Origin of the sequence: Rhizobium sp. LjRoot30 (assembly GCF_964253915.1) — a bacterium.
GTDB lineage: Bacteria > Pseudomonadota > Alphaproteobacteria > Rhizobiales > Rhizobiaceae > Metarhizobium.
On record NZ_CAXUSG020000008.1, the window covers coordinates 100,473 to 116,486 of the forward strand.

Below are 16,014 nucleotides of genomic sequence, written 5' to 3' on the forward strand. Positions count from 1 at the left end.
ACTGTCGGATTATGGTTTTAGAGCAACTTCGGCAGAAGTGCGGAGCGGTTTTGCATCCGGAGTTGCGTACAAACAAAGAGATAGAGCATTGTCGCGTTTCGGTGAAAAGCGGAAGTGCTCTCAGGGCTGACTGCGGTGTCGCCTCGTTCTCATCACATGTGCCGCGCTTGAAGATTGGCGGGAAGCCCGTGAATACGCTCGATTTTGACAAGAAGCCCGAAGACACGCGTATTGTTGTCGCCATGTCGGGTGGCGTTGACAGCTCGGTGGTCGCCGGCGTGCTGAAGCGCGAAGGCTACGATGTGCTGGGCATCACGCTCCAGCTTTACGATCATGGCGCCGCCGTGCACCGTGCGGGTTCCTGTTGTGCCGGGCAGGATATCGACGATGCGCGCCGCGTCTGCGAAACGCTGGGCATTCCCCATTACGTGCTCGATTACGAAGCCCGCTTCCGCGAAACGGTGATCAATCCCTTCGCCGAAAGTTATGTCGCCGGCGAAACGCCGATCCCCTGTGTTGCCTGCAACCAGACCGTCAAGTTCGCCGATCTCTTGGCGACGGCGCGGGAACTCGGCGCCGATGCGCTGGCGACCGGCCACTATATCCGCTCGCGGCCCAATCCCGGTCCCGGCCTGCCCAATCGCCGCAGCCTTTACCGGCCAATCGATTCCGATCGCGACCAGAGCTATTTCCTGTTCGCCACGACGCAGGAACAGATCGACTACCTGCGTTTCCCGCTCGGCCATCTCTCCAAGGCGGAAACCCGGGCGCTTGCCGAAGACATGGGTCTCGTCGTCGCCAAGAAGGCGGACAGCCAGGACATCTGTTTCGTGCCGCAGGGCAAATATTCCGATATCGTCGCCAAGCTGAAGCCGAATGCAGCGCTGGCCGGCGATATCGTCCATCTCGACGGTCGCGTGCTTGGTCGCCACGACGGTATCCTGCACTACACCATCGGCCAGCGCCGCGGCATCGGTATCGCCACCGGCGATCCGCTCTATGTCGTCTATCTCGACGCCCGCTCGCGCCGCGTCATCGTCGGCCCGAAGGAAGCGCTGGAGACCCACCGCGTCTATCTGCGCGACGTCAACTGGCTGGGCGACGGCCCGCTCGGCAGCGATGCGGCGGAAGGTTTTGCCTGCTTCGCCAAGGTCCGTTCCACCCGGCCGCCGGCACCGGCTGTGCTGCACGCGGATGACAGCGGCATCTATGTCGATCTTTCCGTCGGCGAGGCGGGCGTGGCGCCAGGCCAGGCCTGCGTTCTCTATTCGGCCGAGGGACCGGACGCCCGCGTCTACGGTGGCGGTTTCATCGAGCGTTCCGAACGCGCCGCGGATGCGGAGGCCTCGTTGCGCGCCGTGCTCGCAACGCCCGTGGCGGCATGAAAGCCAATCGCACAAGGCCGGAAAGTTTTCCCCAATCAGGCGCTTGACACTTTAGGTTCGGGGATTCTATAAGCCGCACATCCAAACGGGCCGGGCGCAAAACGCCTCTTTCGGCCCGGATATGGCGGGGTAGCTCAGGTGGTTAGAGCAGCGGAATCATAATCCGCGTGTCGGGGGTTCAAGTCCCTCTCCCGCTACCATCTCTCTTGCAGATTTTGGCATGTTTTCGAAGCAAGTGACAGGTCGTTGCCACTTCGGGGCCTGCATCCTGTCGATCACAAAATTCAGCAAACGCGTCCAGACCGGCCTTCGTTGTCAGTTCCGTGGGGCTTGCCGGTGACGGCAGCTGCCGAAAACTGCCGGTCGAGCAGAATGCCGGGGGAAAATCTGCCATTCGTTAAAATCTTAATATTTCGTCAAAGATTTCCGAAATCTCGCTCGGGCATGCTGAGCAGAGGTGGTGAATGCGTCCATGTCGGGGCGCGGGGAGCGGCATGAGGCCAGTTGTCATCGCCTGAGCTGCATTCCCATTGTCTCTCCTGTGCGAGTAACATTTCCATGTCCAGCACTTCTCTCAACAATGCGACGGCGGCATCGGCGCTGTCGTTGCTAACCGGATCGAGCAAGGCGCTGGAGCGCAACACGATCCGTATTGCTTCCGGCCGCGACGTCAACGAGGCATCCGACAATGCTGCCTATTGGTCGATTGCCAAGGCGATGCAATCCAACGGCATGGCGCTTTCTTCCGCGGAGGATGCCTCCGGCCTTGCTGCCGCCACCACCGATACCGCCGCTCTCGGCATGGAGGCCGCCGCCGGCATCGTCTCCGAGATCCAGGCGAAGCTTGTCCTGGCGCGGTCGTCGGGCGTCGACAAGAATGCCATCAATTCCGAGATCACCCAGCTCAAGGAACAACTGGTCACCATCTCGCAATCGACCTCTTTCAGCGGCGAGAACTGGCTGAATGCCGGCGCCGGTGCGACGCCGGGCGTCAAGTCGCTGGTCGCCTCCGTCTCCACGGGTGAGGATGGCACGACGTCGGTCAATACGATCGAGTTCGACACGGCAGCGACGACGCTGACAAGCGAAAACGATGCTGCCGACGGCATGCTGACCAAGGCCTATTCCGGCACGACCAGCAATGGCAGCGCATACGAATATTACCTGCTCGACACCGGCTCGGCGACACCCGCCCCGGCAACTGCCAGTGAAATCGAGATTTCCGACGCGACCACGAATGATGAACTGGACGGCATGATTTCGGCCACGAATTCGATGCTGTCGTCGCTGACGGACGGCAGTGCCAAGCTGGGCGCAACCGCAAGCCGGATCTCGGCCAACACCGAGTTTCTGCGAGACCTTCAGGCCACGGTCCAGCGCGGCATCGGCCGGTTGGTTGATGCCGATATGGAGGAGAGCGTAGTCAAGCAGCGGTCGCTGGCGGTACAGCAGCAGCTTCAGACCATCGGCCTGAACATCATCAACAATCAGTCGAAAGCCACCCTCGATCTCTTCCGTTGAGGGCCGTCCAAACGATAGGCTTTTTGAAGACCACGGCCCTTGAGCGGCCGTGGTTTTTTCTTGATGTCCGTATCCTAATCGCAGCCTCAGACGTACCAGATGCCGTCGGCGATGGCTGGGGCGACGCCGGCGACGTTTTCGGCGCTTTCGGCGAAACCGGCCAACACCTGCTGGCGCGATACTCCCGCGTCGAGTTGGCCGACCCAGTAGGAAATCCCACCGGCTTCGCCGTCTCGCCCGAGCACGTTTTCGTAAAGCTTGTCGATGAAATCGAGATTGGACGGATTGGCGCCATAGACCGAGGCGAACTCGGCGGAGCCGACGAAACCCGCGGCAACGTCGATCAGCGATGTTCCCCCGTCCATCGCCTTGATCCAATAGGAGAGGCCGCCGGTATCGGGGGTGCGGTCGAAGGCCGCCTGATAGACGCGGTAGGCCTGCCCGGCGTTGCCGGCGAGATCGAATGCCAGCACGCCGTCGGAGAAGTGAAGACGCTCGACATTGTCGAGTTCGTCTTTCACCTGACCGTCCTTGGAGGTGACCTGAAGCGTTTCGCCAGCCTTCGCTGTCGTATAGGTGCTCCGGGTCTGGGTGTAGACGGCAAAATCGAGCCCGTCGCCGCCGTCGAGATAGTTGGAGCCAAGGCCACCATCGAGGACATCGGCGCCGAGATAACCGTAGATGTGGTCGTTGCCGGTGCCGCCGCCGATGGCATCGTTGCCTTCGTAACCGACGAGGCGGTCGTCCTGGTCGGAGCCGGCGATGGTATCATCGCCTGCCAGTGCGACGGCAAGCCATGTCGCGAACTCACCCTGGAGGATAAGCTGGACGGTTACGGTCGCCGGGACGTTGACTTGCGATATGCCGCCCACTGCCGTGCCGTTGTGGACGAGCGTGTAATCGGTGACCGTGCCGCCGGTGATGCTGTCCGCGGAGTATGTGAAGCCGAACCCGGAGAAGACATACTGGTAGGCGCCATCGGTAAAGACGATGCCGTCGGCCGCAGCGGCCGTGATTTCCCCGGCGATGGTGCCGGGCTCGGCCATATCGATCGAGCTGGAAGAATAGACAACAGCCATTTTCGTCTCCACGTTTGCGCGGCAGGATGCCGACAGGCAGGCGGCTTGTCCAGATGCAGGCATCACAGACGTCTGCGGCAGGCCCTGATAGCCTGCGCTTCGGCCTCTCTCGCATCCAGTCGTCCGCTCTCTTGCGGTTCATTGCATTCGGTGAGGTTGCCCCAGGTGGTGCACCGTGCTTCGGCCGGCCGGTGATTTTTGCGGGCGACCGTCTCTTCGAATGCGTGGCGGCCTTCCAACGCGCATACGTGGTTTGACTGGCAGCCACCGAGGGCGGCCAGACCAGCTATGAAGAGCAGCAGATATGTCCTCAAGGTCTTTCTCCATCAGGCTATCGAGGAGACGTTCTTCCTGCCCGGGTTGTTCGAACCTCCAGAGCAATGTCGCCATGGCGTTGCATTCCGGCATCGTGTAGCATCACATACCGGGCAATCGCCGGTATGGGAGGGGTCATGATCGCGAAATTCGTGTTGGCAGCAATTATCGGAACCGCTTGCGCCTCGGCAGCATCGGCGTCATCCGGCCATTACCTCTATGGCGGCGTGCCGCTGGAGGCGCGCCCTGATCTGGAGCGGAAATTCGCGCGTGCTCTCGCCCATTGCGAATGTGAGGCAGGCAGCCTGCCGCGCGGCTCGCTCGATCCTGAAAGCCTGCTCTACGATACCGCCTTGCGGGCTTGTCTTTATCGGCTCGGCTTCTTCGAAGGGCGTGAAGCCTATCCAGTGCGGATCTTCGCCGACCGATAGGCGCCCCCAGCGATAGCCGTGACAATCTCCATCCTGCGGCGACGTTTCGATGCAGTCAGGAGAACGCTTGGGCGTTCCTCCGCGATATCTGTCGTAAATGGCTGCCGTTCATCGATGTGCGCTGTGTCACACGGTGATGGCCAGGCGTGGTTCCACCCCCCACCAGTTCATCCACGGTTCACCTGCCGGGGCGCACTTTAGCGTCATCGAACAAAGGAGGACTTCCATGACGCGTTTGATACAAAAGACCCTCGGTGCCTTTATTCTTGCAGCGATCTCCCTGACTTCCTTCGAAGCCACCGCTGCGCCGGTGCTGACCACCAAGCCGGAGATGACCTCGACGGTCGAGCAGGTATACCATCGCCGCCATCACCGTCGTGACCGCGAATGGTCCCGCTGGGAGCATCGCAAGCATTGGCGCCGCCACCATCATCGTCGCGAGTACTGGGATGACGACTACGGCTATCGCGAATATCGCCATCACCGCCGTCACCGCAACGGTGCGTCATTCGGCTTCTACTTCGATTGAGCTGAGGCCTCGGACGGCGTGAGCCCGTCAAAAGCGAAAGGCCGGCTTCACCTAGTGAAGCCGGCCTTTCCGTTATGCATGCTGGCTGGTTGAAGCGCGGCAGGCGTGCGATCGTCAGAGCACGCGGCCCTTGAGAGAGAGAAGCGCATCCCGCAGTTCCGAAAGCATGCCTTCTGCCCTGTCGATGTAGCGGGAGGACGGCGAATGCGAATGGCCGGTCCACGACATGCGGCTGGCGAGAACCACGACAGCGCCCAGCGCGGCGGCTGCCAGAACGGCGGTGACGGGATAATGCTGCACGGTGGAGGTCGCCTTGGCGCCGGCCTGTTTGGCCTTGGCAGTGACCATATCAGCCGTTTCGTGGCCGGCATCCACCAGCGACTGGCGCAGCGATTCAATTTGCGAACGAAGGGATTTCACTTCCGCTTCCAGCTCCTGATTGACGGAGCTAACGGTTTCATGAGCGGTATCGACCACGCCGCGGGGGACGGCCTGCCCGATGGTTGTTGTCGTTGCCATGTCTAACCTCCTTTGGGGAACAGGAAGATGAACACGGAACGGGGCGTTAAGTTCCATGCCGCATGCCTGTGAGGCGATACGGCATGGCTTGGCGATTTTGTGCCGACCTCAGGCGTCCGGCACGTTGTCCTTCAGCTCCTTGATCCAGATGCGGCCATTGCCATCAGATGGCGCCCGCCAGTCGCCGCGCGGTGAAAGCGAGCCGCCGGAGGTGACTTTCGGACCATTGGGCGAGGCCGAGCGCTTGAACTGGCTGATGGTGAAGAAGCGGAACAGGAAGACTTCCAGCCAACGCTTGATCGTCGGAAGATCGAAAGCGCGCCGCTTGTGCTCGGGGAAATGTGACGGCCAGGTGCCGGCGTCGGCATCTTCCCAGGCCTGCAGCGCCATATAGGCGATCTTCGACGGTTTCAGGCCGAAGCGGGTGAGATAATACAGCGTGAAATCGTGCAGGTCGTAGGGACCGATCTTGTCTTCCGTGCTCTGCATCGCGCCGTTTTCATCGGCCGGCACCAGCTCCGGCGAGATGATCGTATCGAGGATGCTTTCGAGCGTCGCATCGGTTTCCGGGTCGAAGGCTTCGGTCTCGATGATCCAGCGGATGAGGTGCTGTATCAGCGTCTTCGAGACCGAGGCGTTGACATTGTAATGGCTCATCTGGTCGCCGACGCCGTAGGTCGACCAGCCGAGAGCGATTTCCGAGAGGTCGCCGGTGCCGAGCACCAGCGCGTTGCGCTGGTTGGCGGCGCGGAACAGGAAATCGGTGCGCAGGCCGGCCTGCACATTCTCGAAGGTGACGTCATAGACGGGCTTGCCATCGGCAAAGGGGTGCTTGAGGTCGTTGAGCAGTTGTGTCGCCAGCGGCCTGATGTCGATTTCTTCGGCGGTGATGCCCATGCTGCGCATCAGGGCCCAGGCGTTCGACTTGGTGTTGTCGCCGGTGGCGAAGCCCGGCATGGTGAAGCCGAGGATATCGGAGCGCGGCCAGCCAAGCTGGTCGTAGGCGCGGGCGGCGACCAGCAGCGCATGGGTGGAATCGAGGCCGCCGGATATGCCGATGCACAACCGCTTGATGCCGGTCGATTTCAGCCGCTTCATCAGCCCCTGGACCTGGATGTTAAAGGTCTCGTAGCAATCCTGGTCCAGCCGCTTCGGATCGGCCGGCACGAACGGGTAGCGGGCGATGGCGCGCTTCAGGTCGATACGGCCTTCCGGCACGGCGAAATCGAACAGCACGCGGCGGAAATTCCGGCCGGCCGTCAGGTTCAATGTGGCAGCGTCGTTGAAGGTGCCGGTGCGCATGCGCTCCAGCCGCAGCCGTTCGACGTCGATATCGGCGATGCACATCTGCGACGTCGTCGGAAACCGGTCGGTTTCGGCCAGGAGGTCGCCGAGTTCGTAGATGCAGGCCTGGCCGTCCCAGGCGACGTCGGTGGTGGATTCGCCGGGGCCGGCGGCCGAATAGAGATAAGCCGACCAGGTGCGGGCCGATTGCGCCGAGCACAGGAGCTTGCGGGTATCGGCCTTGCCGACGGTGATGTTGCTGGCGGAAAGATTGGCGAGGATCAGGGCGCCGGCGAGCGCGCCGAAATCGCTGGGGGCAGCCGGCGCCCAGAGGTCTTCGCAGATTTCGACATGGAAGATGAAATCGCGGACGTTCTGCGCCGAAAACTGCAGGTCGACACCGAAGGGCGCCGTCTGGCCGGCGACGGCGATCTCCGCCTCGCGCACGGTGCGGCCGGAGGCAAACCAGCGCTTTTCGTAGAATTCCCGGTAGTTGGGCAGGAATGTCTTCGGCACGACGCCGAGGATGCGGCCGGCATGGATGACGACGGCGCAATTGAACAGGCGCCCTTCATGGCGCAGCGGCGCACCGACCAGCAGCACCGGGCCGAGGTCGCGGCTCTCGGCGGCAAGCGTGGCAAGCCCATCCTCGACGGCATCCAGCAGCACGTCCTGGCCAAGCAGGTCGTCGATGGAGTAGCCGGAAATAGCCAGTTCCGGGAACACCATCAGGCCGACATGCTGCTCGTTGCCCTTTCTGGCGAGTTCCAGGATCGAATTGACGTTGAACGGCGGATCGGCAAGCTCGCAGGCCGGGGTACAGGCAGCCACCCGCACGAAACCGTGGCTGTAGGGCGAATGGAATTCCATGAACACACTCCGCATGTCTTTGCGTATTGAACTACCGCGCCGCACGATGGCCGTCGATCCCGCCGGCCGGGTTTTTCTCGCACACCACGCAAATGCCGGACGTTTTCGAGGCGCCTGCAGGCCAGCCGGGCATGGTCGATGCGCGACGGCCTGCAGGCTATTCGGGGCCGAGGTTACTCTTTCGGCTTCTCCACGTGGCCGCCGAAGGCATAACGCATGGCGGACAGCAGCTTGTCGGCGAATTCCGATTCCCCTTGCGAGGAGAAGCGGCTGAACAGCGCCGAAGACAGCACCGGCGCCGGCACGCCGGTGTCGACGGCGGCCTTGAGCGTCCAGCGCCCTTCGCCGGAATCGGAAACCCGGCCGCCGAATTGTTCGAGCGCCGCATCCTTTTTCAGGGCTTCGGCCGTCAGGTCGAGCAGCCATGAGCCGATAACGCTGCCGTGGCGCCAGACTTCGGTGACGCCGGCGAGATCGATATCGAACTGGTAATATTGCGGCTCCGCAAGCGGGCTGGTTTCGGCATCGGCTTCGCGCGCCTGGTTGCCGGAATTGGCGGCTTTCAGGATGTTGATGCCTTCGGCATAAGCGGCCATCAGCCCGTACTCGATGCCGTTGTGCACCATCTTGACGAAATGGCCGGCGCCGCTCGGGCCGCAATGCAGGTAGCCGCGCTGCGCTGTCGGCGCATCTGCGGGCACGCCTTCGCCGCCGCCCGGCGCCAGCGTCGCGAAAATCGGGTCGAGATGGCGCACGGCCTGTTCCGGTCCGCCGATCATCAGGCAATAGCCGCGATCGAGGCCCCAGACGCCGCCGCTGGTGCCGACATCGACATAACTCAATCCGCGGGCGCCGAGGCGCTTGGCCTGATCGACGGCGTCGCGATAGTTGGAGTTGCCGCCGTCGATGACGATGTCGCCTTCGGTCATCAGCGCCGCGACCTGACCGGCGATCTTCGGCGTGATCGCTGCCGGCAGCATCAGCCAGACGCAGCGTGGCGGTTTCAGCTTGCCGACGAAATCTTCGAGCGAGGTCGCCCCAACGGCGCCTTCAGCCACCAGTGCTTCGACGCTTGCGGCATTGATGTCGTAGACGACGCATTCGTGGCCACCGCGCATCAGACGCCGAACCATGTTGGCGCCCATCCGGCCCAGTCCCATCATTCCGATCTGCATATTCAAGCCTCACCGTTTCCAACGATGCCCTTGAATATCCCTCCGCCGCCGAAGCTTCAACGATTGAGTGCGCCGGAGTGCGCGTGCCGTCAGGCTTTTTGCTTCAACGCCTCGGTTGCTTCGTTGACGAGCCCCAGCCGGGCTTCGATCACGGCGATCTTTTCCGGCGTATCGGCATTGCTCGCCTCGATATCGATGAAAAGCTGCTCGAAACCGCCGGGGGCCACGAAGGCGAACATCCGGCCCGGCTTGTCGCTGATGTTGCGCCAGCCGTGCGGCACGTTGGGCGGCAGGACGACCACCGCACCGGCGCCGACCTCGAATTCCTCTTCGCCGCAGCGGAAGCGGTAGACGCCTTCCAGAACGCGGAACACTTCGGTTTCCCGGGTGTGCATATGCGGCGCCGGACCATGGCCGGGCGGTACATGCGTCTCCCAGATGCCCATGGCGCCGTTGGTATCGGCCGCCGTCGCATGGATGATGACACGGGACCCGAAGGGTGTCTGGGCTACTCTTTCCCGCCCCGGAACGGAAACGACTGCCTTTTCAAATGCGGTCATGATCTGCCCCCTGCTCGATGCGCCAGCATACACGCAATTGGCGTGTTTCGCTATCGGCTGTTCGCGGGGGGTCTGTTTGCCGGACCGTACGAACGGGCAGTCCGGATTCAGATGCCTGCCAGTTTGCGCAGGTCGTCGACGGCGCCGGGACCGGCGGCGACAACCGGAGCACCTCTGGTCAGGCTTTCGCCTTGCGTAGGGAAGGGGAGGCACCATCCGCCGGCTTCGGCCACCAGGCAGTGACCCGCCAGGCAATCCCAGGCATGCATGTAGGGCTCGTAATAACCGACCAGCCGACCGGCGGCGACATAAGCGAGCATCAGGGCGCCGGAGCCGTTGCGGATGAAGTTGCCGCCTTCCGCCAGCAGGGTTTCGACCGTCCTGGCCACGAAGGCCGGTGTCACATGGCTGTTGGCGCCGATGCCGGTGACGGCATTGCGGATGGTGTGCGACGGATCGAGCGTCAGGCGCTTGCCGTTCAGCGTGGCGCCGAAACCACGGGCGGCGGCATAGGCTTCACCGTGGCAGGGGGCGGCGATGACACCGACAACGGGTTCGCCGCCGTGCAGCAGGGCAATCGAGACGCACCAGTTCGGCATGCCGTTGACGAAGGGGCTGGTGCCGTCGATCGGGTCGACCACCCAGGTCGATCCGGAGGTGCCGGGGGTGAGGCCAAACTCTTCACCGAGGAAACCGTCTTCCGGGCAGGCCGCGCGCAGGCGGTCGCGGATGAGGTTTTCCACCTCGCGATCGGCAATCGATACGACGTCCTGAAGGTCGCGCTTGGTTTCGACGACCAATGTCTCACGGCGGTTGAAATAATCGAGCGCGACGGCGCCGGCCTCCTGCGCCACCCGTTCGGCCAGCGCCAGGCGCGTTTCCAGTTCGGCATTCGATATCATGCTTCGTTCCTCGCCGTCATGCGCCGGGCGTGCGACCTGCGGCTGCAGGCGGCCTCGCGCCTCCTACACCGGGAACATGACGGTTTTGCAATGCTACGCAATCCATATGGTTCATGGCATGAACGCGATCGATGTGGACCTGTTTGTACCTGTGCCGCTTGCCATTGCGCACAGTTGCAAAGTGCGGCTAATCTTCTCCGTGGTAGGAGGAATCACGTGCCGGAGGTCGAGAGCATCGCCGAAGGGACGGTTTCCTCGCTGGGTCGTGACAGCGTCGAAAAAGACGACTGTCATTCGCCGGCATTGCATGCCGACCGCGTCTGGCGCAACCCGATCCGGGGGCGAGACGGTCGGTTCATTTCTGCCGAAACGCATGAGATCCGGCAACCGGGCATCAGGGTATCCCCGGAGGCCGCACGCAACGACACGAAGGCGGGAGGGCCGTGCCATCGAACCTGATCGCAAGGAGACACAGAACACCCGCGACCTGCTTGCCGAACTGGCGCAGCAGCCGGACATCCTGTTTCGTGCTCCCTTCCGCATGCAATATGCGGCCTTGTGCTACCGTCGCGGCTTCGAAGGCATCGAAGTCCTGCTGGTGACGACACGCGCTTCCGGCCGCTGGATCATTCCGAAGGGGTGGCCGATCGACGACAAGCCGCCACACAAGGTTGCCGCGCAGGAAGCATTCGAGGAGGCTGGCGTTCTCGGCAAGGCCAAACGCAAGCCTTTCGGTCGCTATACCTATCTGAAGACGCTTGCCGACGGCCAGCGCGTGCCGTGCCTGGTGCAGGTCCATCTGGTGAAGTTTGCGGAGGAACTGCCGCGCTTCCGGGAGGCGGGCGAACGGCGTGTCGAATGGGTTTCCTGCGTCGAGGCGGCACGGCGCATCTGCGAACCGGAGCTGAAGGGCCTGATGCTGGCGCTCTACCGCAAGGAAGAGGTCAAGGAACGCAATCGCCGCGGTGTTCCGAACTGAGCCGGCGGCGCGGGGAGGGGCAGGCATTCAAATTCCCGTTGGTGCGTTGCGGCATGCTGCGGCTCTGATAGAATGCGCCGATGACAACGACCCGCCTTTTTCAGATCGCTGCGTGGATCTGCCTCTTCGCCATCATTTTCGCAACCATATCGCCGATTTCGTTCCGGCCGCGTGATTTCCTGCCCGTCGATGTCGACCGGGCGCTGGCTTTCTTCGTGATGTCGGCGTTGTTCGTCATCGCCTATCCGCGCTACATCCTGGCTTGCGCCGTGCTGCTGGTCATCGGCGCCGGCGCAATCGAGCTTCTGCAATATCTGGCGCCGACCCGGCATGCCCAGGCGCACGATGCGATGATCAAGGCCATCGGCGCCATAGCCGGCATTCTGGTCGGCTGGGTCGCGAACCGGTTGCGGCTGCGCTTCCTGCCGCAGAGCTGAGAGCGAAGGGCGGCCCGCCGGCTTGGCGTCAGCGGGCCGGGCATGTCAGGCGGGGACTTTTTCCCGGACATCATCAAGCAGGAAATGCACGACGACGTGCTCGGTAGAGTAGGCATGGCCGGCGTCGGAAATGTGTTCGTCCTTGCCGCCATCGGCCGGATGCCAGGCATGGTAGTGCGGATTGGTGGTGATCATCGTTACCGCCTGCCCGGCAAACGTGCCTTCTGCCAGACGGAAGCGCATTTCCGCCAGCGGCCAGACACGCTCGTAGAGTGCCATGGGCAGTCGAAGCTTCAGCGCCTTCCTCGGCATGTGCGGTTCGGGATGACCCTCCTGTTCGTCGGTCGCCGCGATGCTTTGCGGCGTGACCATGACCTCCTCCGCCTGCTCGAAAATAGTGTTGAATTCTTCGGGCCACATTCTTCTCATAAATCGCTCCTCCCAGCGCTCTTTCGATGATGCGCCGTCAGGATACCGTTTTCGCCGCCTATGGCAAATAGAGCAATTTCAGCAAAAGTGCGCCGCGGTTTTGCGTCCGGAATTGCGCCAAAGCCGGCGCGATCACTCCGAAACGTATTTGCCTTCGTAGCGGATCTTGAAGTTGCGCCGGTGCACTTCATCGCTGAAGCAGATCAGCACCAGTTCGAGATCGCCGGCCGCATCGCGGCGGTCGAGCAGGCTCAACGTCACGACGATGGCATCCTCATAGGCGCGGGAGAGCCGGATGGCGGCATTGCGGATGTCGTTGACGCCGGGGTCGTTGCGATCGTCGCGCCGCTCGTAGACGAGCCAGAAAGGCGCGGTTTCCGAGGTCACGCCAAGTGCGGCCCTCACCTGTGCGTGAAAATCGTCGGCATGTTTTCCGCGTTCCCAGCCGATCGTGTAGTTGTGGCGATCACCGATCAGGCTGAGATATCCGTCGCAATCGCACGGACCGGCGAATTTTTCGTCGATCTTTTCCAGCGCGAGACTTTCGGGGATTGAGAGTCGGAAGAAAATTGCCATCGGATACAAAAAGCCCAATCGTTCGGTTTCGCCGCCCGGCCGGAAACATCTGCAGGTGCCGGCGGGCATTGTCGGCATGCATGATAACCGATTCGGCTGCCGCCATCCGTCTTTCCGTTCGCCGCCAGTCCGATCGCTGCGGCAGACATGGCCGGACGGAGTGATCCGGCCATGCTCGCGTCAAAAGGGTTTTAGCCCCGATAGATATCCGGTACGTACATTTCGGCTGGGACCGGATGGCGCACATAATCGGTGTGGTGCACGCGTTCCGGCAGTTCGACGGTGGATTTCGGCACATCGCCGTAGGGGATCTGGTCGAGCAGATGGGCGATGCAGTTCAGCCGCGCCTTTTTCTTGTCGACGGCCTGCACCACCCACCAGGGCGCTTCCGGCGTATGGGTGCGGGCCAGCATTTCTTCCTTGGCCTTGGTGTAATCCTCCCAATGGATACGGCTCTGCATGTCCATCGGCGACAGCTTCCACTGCTTCAGCGGATCATGGATACGCATCTTGAAGCGGAATTCCTGCTCGTTGTCGGTGATCGAGAACCAGTACTTGATCAAGATAATGCCGGAGCGTACCAGCATGCGCTCGAATTCCGGCACCGAGCGGAAGAACTCGTCCAGTTCCTCGGCGGTGCAGAAACCCATGACGCGCTCGACGCCGGCGCGGTTGTACCAGCTGCGGTCGAACAGCACCATTTCGCCGGCGGTCGGCAGATGCGGCACGTAGCGCTGGAAATACCACTGGTTGCGCTCGCGTTCGGTCGGTGCCGGCAGCGCCACGACGCGGCAGATGCGTGGGTTAAGGCGTGGCGTCACGCGCTTGATCGCGCCGCCCTTGCCGGCGGAATCACGGCCCTCGAAAAGCACCACGACCTTGAGTTTCTGATACTGGATCCAGTCCTGCAGCCGCACGAGTTCATGCTGGAGGCGGAAGAGTTCGCGGAAATAGACCTTGCGGTCGAGGGTCATTTCCCCCGGGGCGCTCATGCCTTCGGCGACCAGTTCGTCCAGCCGGTCTTCCTCGAGTTGCATTTCCAACTCCTCGTCGAAGCTGTCGGCGATTTCGGCCTTGATGCGATCCAGATGATCCTGGTCAACGTTGTTCATGGATTTACCCCTGTCTTTCTGTCGCCAGAAAAGCGTGTCTCTGCGACAGCGATGTGACAGGCTGGGGACCGGTATGGTTTCCTGCCAGATTCGGCGCTTCTGGTTCACAAAAGCATGTAGAGCCGGAATCCATCCGGTCCACGAACACCACGATGAATTGTCGTGCCGGTTCAGGCCGAGGCGCTCAGCACCTCCTGGCGTTCCGCAATGAAATCGAGCGCCTGCTGTGCCGGCATCGCCTTGCCGAAGATGTAGCCCTGGCCGATGTCGCAGCCGAGAAGCAGCAGATGCGAGAGCTGGCCGTGCTCTTCGATGCCTTCGGCCGTGGTCTTGATGTTGAGGCTGCGACCGAGGCCGAGCATCGCCCGGACGATCTTGTCCTGGCGTTCGTCGTTCTGGTAGGTCGAGATGAAGCTCTTGTCGATCTTGATCTTGTCGAAACGATAACGGGCAAGCTGCGACAGGCTGGAATAGCCGGTGCCGAAATCGTCGAGCGCCACCTGGACGCCGGCTTGCGTCAATTCATCGAGAATGCGGGCAGCATCGTCGGGGTCCTGAATCAACGCGTTTTCGGTGATCTCGATCTCAAGGCGCTGGGCCGGGAATGTCGTGGTTTCGAGGATACGCAGGATCCGCGAGGCGAGAAGCCGGTCTTCCATCTGCACCGGCGAGACGTTGAAGGACAGGACGATCTCTTCCGGCCAGAAAAGGGCGTCGCGGCAGGCCTGCGTCAGCAGGTTTTCGAACAGTTCGGTGATCAAGCCGGTCTCTTCGGCGATGGAAATGAATACCGGGGGCGGGATGAAAACCCCCTGGTCGTCGGTCCAACGCGCCAGGGCTTCAAAGCCGCAGATGGCGCCGGTGCGCAGGTTGATCAGTGGCTGGTAATGGGTGACGATTGCCTTTTCCTGGATCGCCAGGCGGAGTTTTGACTCCAGCGAGGCGCGTTCGGTGACCTTGTCCTGCATTGCGGTCTGGAAGGCACAATGGCGATTGGGGCCACCCGATTTCGCCTCGTACATGGCAAGATCGGCCCGATGTGCCGCCTCGTCGAGCCGCTCGCGACCTTCGCGCCACGTGGCGAAGCCGACGCTGGCGCCGACCTCGACGGCAAAACCGTCGATATGGATCGGGCGGGTCACGGCCTGGATCAGCACCTGTGCGAACCGGCTCTGATGGTCTTCCGGCAGGCCGATCATGGCAATGAGGAATTCGTCGCCACCGAAGCGGAAGACGCAATCGGCCTTGCCCAATGCGCAAAGGCGACGCGATACCTCGATCAGCAGCGCATCGCCGCCCTTGTGGCCGACGAGGTCGTTGACCTTCTTGAAGCCGTCGAGATCGACGGAAAAGACCGTGACGGTTCTTTCCTGATCCCCGTCCAGCGCCCGGCCGAGCGGCAGGGTGGCGCGCTCGAAGGCATAACGATTGGGCAGCTTGGTCAGGTGGTCGTGCGTGGCAGCCCAATCGGCGCGGGCCTGGGCGGCGGTTCGCAGGTCCATTTCCTTGCGCAGGTCGTAGATCCGCAAAATGGAATAGATGAAGCTCATGGCGCCGCCGACGGCGATCGCCAGCACCAGCTTGTCGGCGCCGTAGGGCTTGAACACGTTGACGAAGCGGAACAGGCTCTCATGGAAACTGAGTTCGTAACCCAGCCCCCAGAGAACAGTGCCCAGCGCAACCAACGACAGAAATTGCTTGCCGGCCCTGCTACGAAAAAAATCTTTCATCCCGGATTCCTCGCTTCCCGGGTGTATTTCATATCTGAAAAACTTAAAATGTTCGTTTCGGCAGGATGTAAAATGTCAATTGAGTGACAGCTTATGCGCTTTGAATAGAAGGCATTTTAAACGTTGCTCATGCGGTCTCGTCTTCGCGCCGGGTAGTTGCGCCGCAGGGGCGGACGGTGTC

Annotated in this window: 16 protein-coding genes and 1 tRNA gene; 7 read left to right on the plus strand and 10 right to left on the minus strand. The window is 62.0% G+C overall.

Annotated elements, in window-relative coordinates; translation table 11 throughout:
* The first annotated feature begins 188 nt into the window (after nt 1–188).
* The 3 genes from mnmA (at nt 189) to ACSQ3I_RS17145 (ending at nt 2,906) form a co-directional block, all read left to right on the plus strand.
* Nucleotides 189–1,385 carry a tRNA 2-thiouridine(34) synthase MnmA gene (gene mnmA, locus ACSQ3I_RS17135; RefSeq protein ID WP_436000885.1) on the plus strand — a complete coding sequence of 399 codons (1,197 nt, stop codon included), beginning with the start codon at nt 189–191 and terminating at the stop codon, nt 1,383–1,385.
* Nucleotides 1,386–1,508: 123 nt separating this feature from the next.
* Nucleotides 1,509–1,585 (plus strand) — tRNA-Met (locus ACSQ3I_RS17140).
* A 358-nt stretch (nt 1,586–1,943) separates the two neighbouring features.
* Nucleotides 1,944–2,906 (plus strand): flagellin, encoded by a 963-nt coding sequence (locus ACSQ3I_RS17145; RefSeq protein ID WP_436000887.1) that lies wholly within the window; start codon nt 1,944–1,946, stop codon nt 2,904–2,906.
* An 86-nt stretch (nt 2,907–2,992) separates the two neighbouring features.
* On the opposite strand, the gene ACSQ3I_RS17150 is transcribed toward ACSQ3I_RS17145, so the two are convergent.
* Nucleotides 2,993–3,985: a DUF4214 domain-containing protein gene (locus ACSQ3I_RS17150; protein WP_436000889.1), complete on the minus strand. Its 993-nt coding sequence runs from the start codon at nt 3,983–3,985 to the stop codon at nt 2,993–2,995.
* 452 nt (nt 3,986–4,437) lie between these two features.
* Here ACSQ3I_RS17150 and ACSQ3I_RS17155 point away from each other — a divergent pair, with 452 nt between their 5' ends.
* Entirely contained in the window at nt 4,438–4,731 is a 294-nt protein-coding gene (locus tag ACSQ3I_RS17155; protein ID WP_436000891.1) for a hypothetical protein, read from the plus strand.
* A gap of 226 nt (nt 4,732–4,957) precedes the next feature.
* Entirely contained in the window at nt 4,958–5,260 is a 303-nt protein-coding gene (locus ACSQ3I_RS17160) for a hypothetical protein (RefSeq protein ID WP_436000893.1), read from the plus strand.
* 114 nt (nt 5,261–5,374) lie between these two features.
* Here ACSQ3I_RS17160 and ACSQ3I_RS17165 read toward each other — a convergent pair whose 3' ends face one another.
* From ACSQ3I_RS17165 to ACSQ3I_RS17185, 5 genes are all read right to left on the minus strand, one after another.
* Entirely contained in the window at nt 5,375–5,779 is a 405-nt protein-coding gene (locus ACSQ3I_RS17165) for a hypothetical protein (RefSeq protein WP_436000894.1), read from the minus strand.
* Between the two features lie 108 nt (nt 5,780–5,887).
* Nucleotides 5,888–7,933: an NAD(+) synthase gene (locus tag ACSQ3I_RS17170; protein ID WP_436000895.1), complete on the minus strand. Its 2,046-nt coding sequence runs from the start codon at nt 7,931–7,933 to the stop codon at nt 5,888–5,890.
* 173 nt (nt 7,934–8,106) lie between these two features.
* Nucleotides 8,107–9,108, minus strand: coding sequence for a phosphogluconate dehydrogenase (NAD(+)-dependent, decarboxylating) (gnd, locus tag ACSQ3I_RS17175; RefSeq protein ID WP_436001178.1), 1,002 nt, complete (start codon nt 9,106–9,108; stop codon nt 8,107–8,109).
* Nucleotides 9,109–9,197: 89 nt separating this feature from the next.
* Nucleotides 9,198–9,668, minus strand: coding sequence for a cupin domain-containing protein (locus tag ACSQ3I_RS17180; protein ID WP_436000897.1), 471 nt, complete (start codon nt 9,666–9,668; stop codon nt 9,198–9,200).
* Nucleotides 9,669–9,775: 107 nt separating this feature from the next.
* A complete protein-coding gene (locus ACSQ3I_RS17185; protein ID WP_436000899.1) occupies nt 9,776–10,570 on the minus strand; it encodes an inositol monophosphatase family protein in 795 nt (264 codons plus the stop codon).
* A 373-nt stretch (nt 10,571–10,943) separates the two neighbouring features.
* Here ACSQ3I_RS17185 and ACSQ3I_RS17190 point away from each other — a divergent pair, with 373 nt between their 5' ends.
* Both ACSQ3I_RS17190 and ACSQ3I_RS17195 read left to right on the plus strand, forming a co-directional pair.
* Nucleotides 10,944–11,549 (plus strand): NUDIX hydrolase, encoded by a 606-nt coding sequence (locus ACSQ3I_RS17190; RefSeq protein WP_436000901.1) that lies wholly within the window; start codon nt 10,944–10,946, stop codon nt 11,547–11,549.
* An 80-nt stretch (nt 11,550–11,629) separates the two neighbouring features.
* Nucleotides 11,630–11,986 (plus strand): VanZ family protein, encoded by a 357-nt coding sequence (locus ACSQ3I_RS17195; protein WP_436000903.1) that lies wholly within the window; start codon nt 11,630–11,632, stop codon nt 11,984–11,986.
* Nucleotides 11,987–12,031: 45 nt separating this feature from the next.
* Here ACSQ3I_RS17195 and ACSQ3I_RS17200 read toward each other — a convergent pair whose 3' ends face one another.
* The 4 genes from ACSQ3I_RS17200 to ACSQ3I_RS17215 all read right to left on the minus strand — a co-directional run bounded on the left by ACSQ3I_RS17200 (nt 12,032) and on the right by ACSQ3I_RS17215 (nt 15,833).
* A complete protein-coding gene (locus ACSQ3I_RS17200) occupies nt 12,032–12,415 on the minus strand; it encodes a hypothetical protein (RefSeq protein ID WP_436000905.1) in 384 nt (127 codons plus the stop codon).
* Between the two features lie 132 nt (nt 12,416–12,547).
* Nucleotides 12,548–12,991, minus strand: a complete 444-nt coding sequence (locus tag ACSQ3I_RS17205) for a hypothetical protein (protein ID WP_436000907.1) — start codon at nt 12,989–12,991, stop codon at nt 12,548–12,550.
* A 191-nt stretch (nt 12,992–13,182) separates the two neighbouring features.
* A complete protein-coding gene (ppk2, locus tag ACSQ3I_RS17210) occupies nt 13,183–14,103 on the minus strand; it encodes a polyphosphate kinase 2 (protein ID WP_436000908.1) in 921 nt (306 codons plus the stop codon).
* 170 nt (nt 14,104–14,273) lie between these two features.
* Nucleotides 14,274–15,833, minus strand: coding sequence for a putative bifunctional diguanylate cyclase/phosphodiesterase (locus ACSQ3I_RS17215; protein ID WP_436000910.1), 1,560 nt, complete (start codon nt 15,831–15,833; stop codon nt 14,274–14,276).
* Between the last annotated feature and the right edge of the window lie 181 nt (nt 15,834–16,014).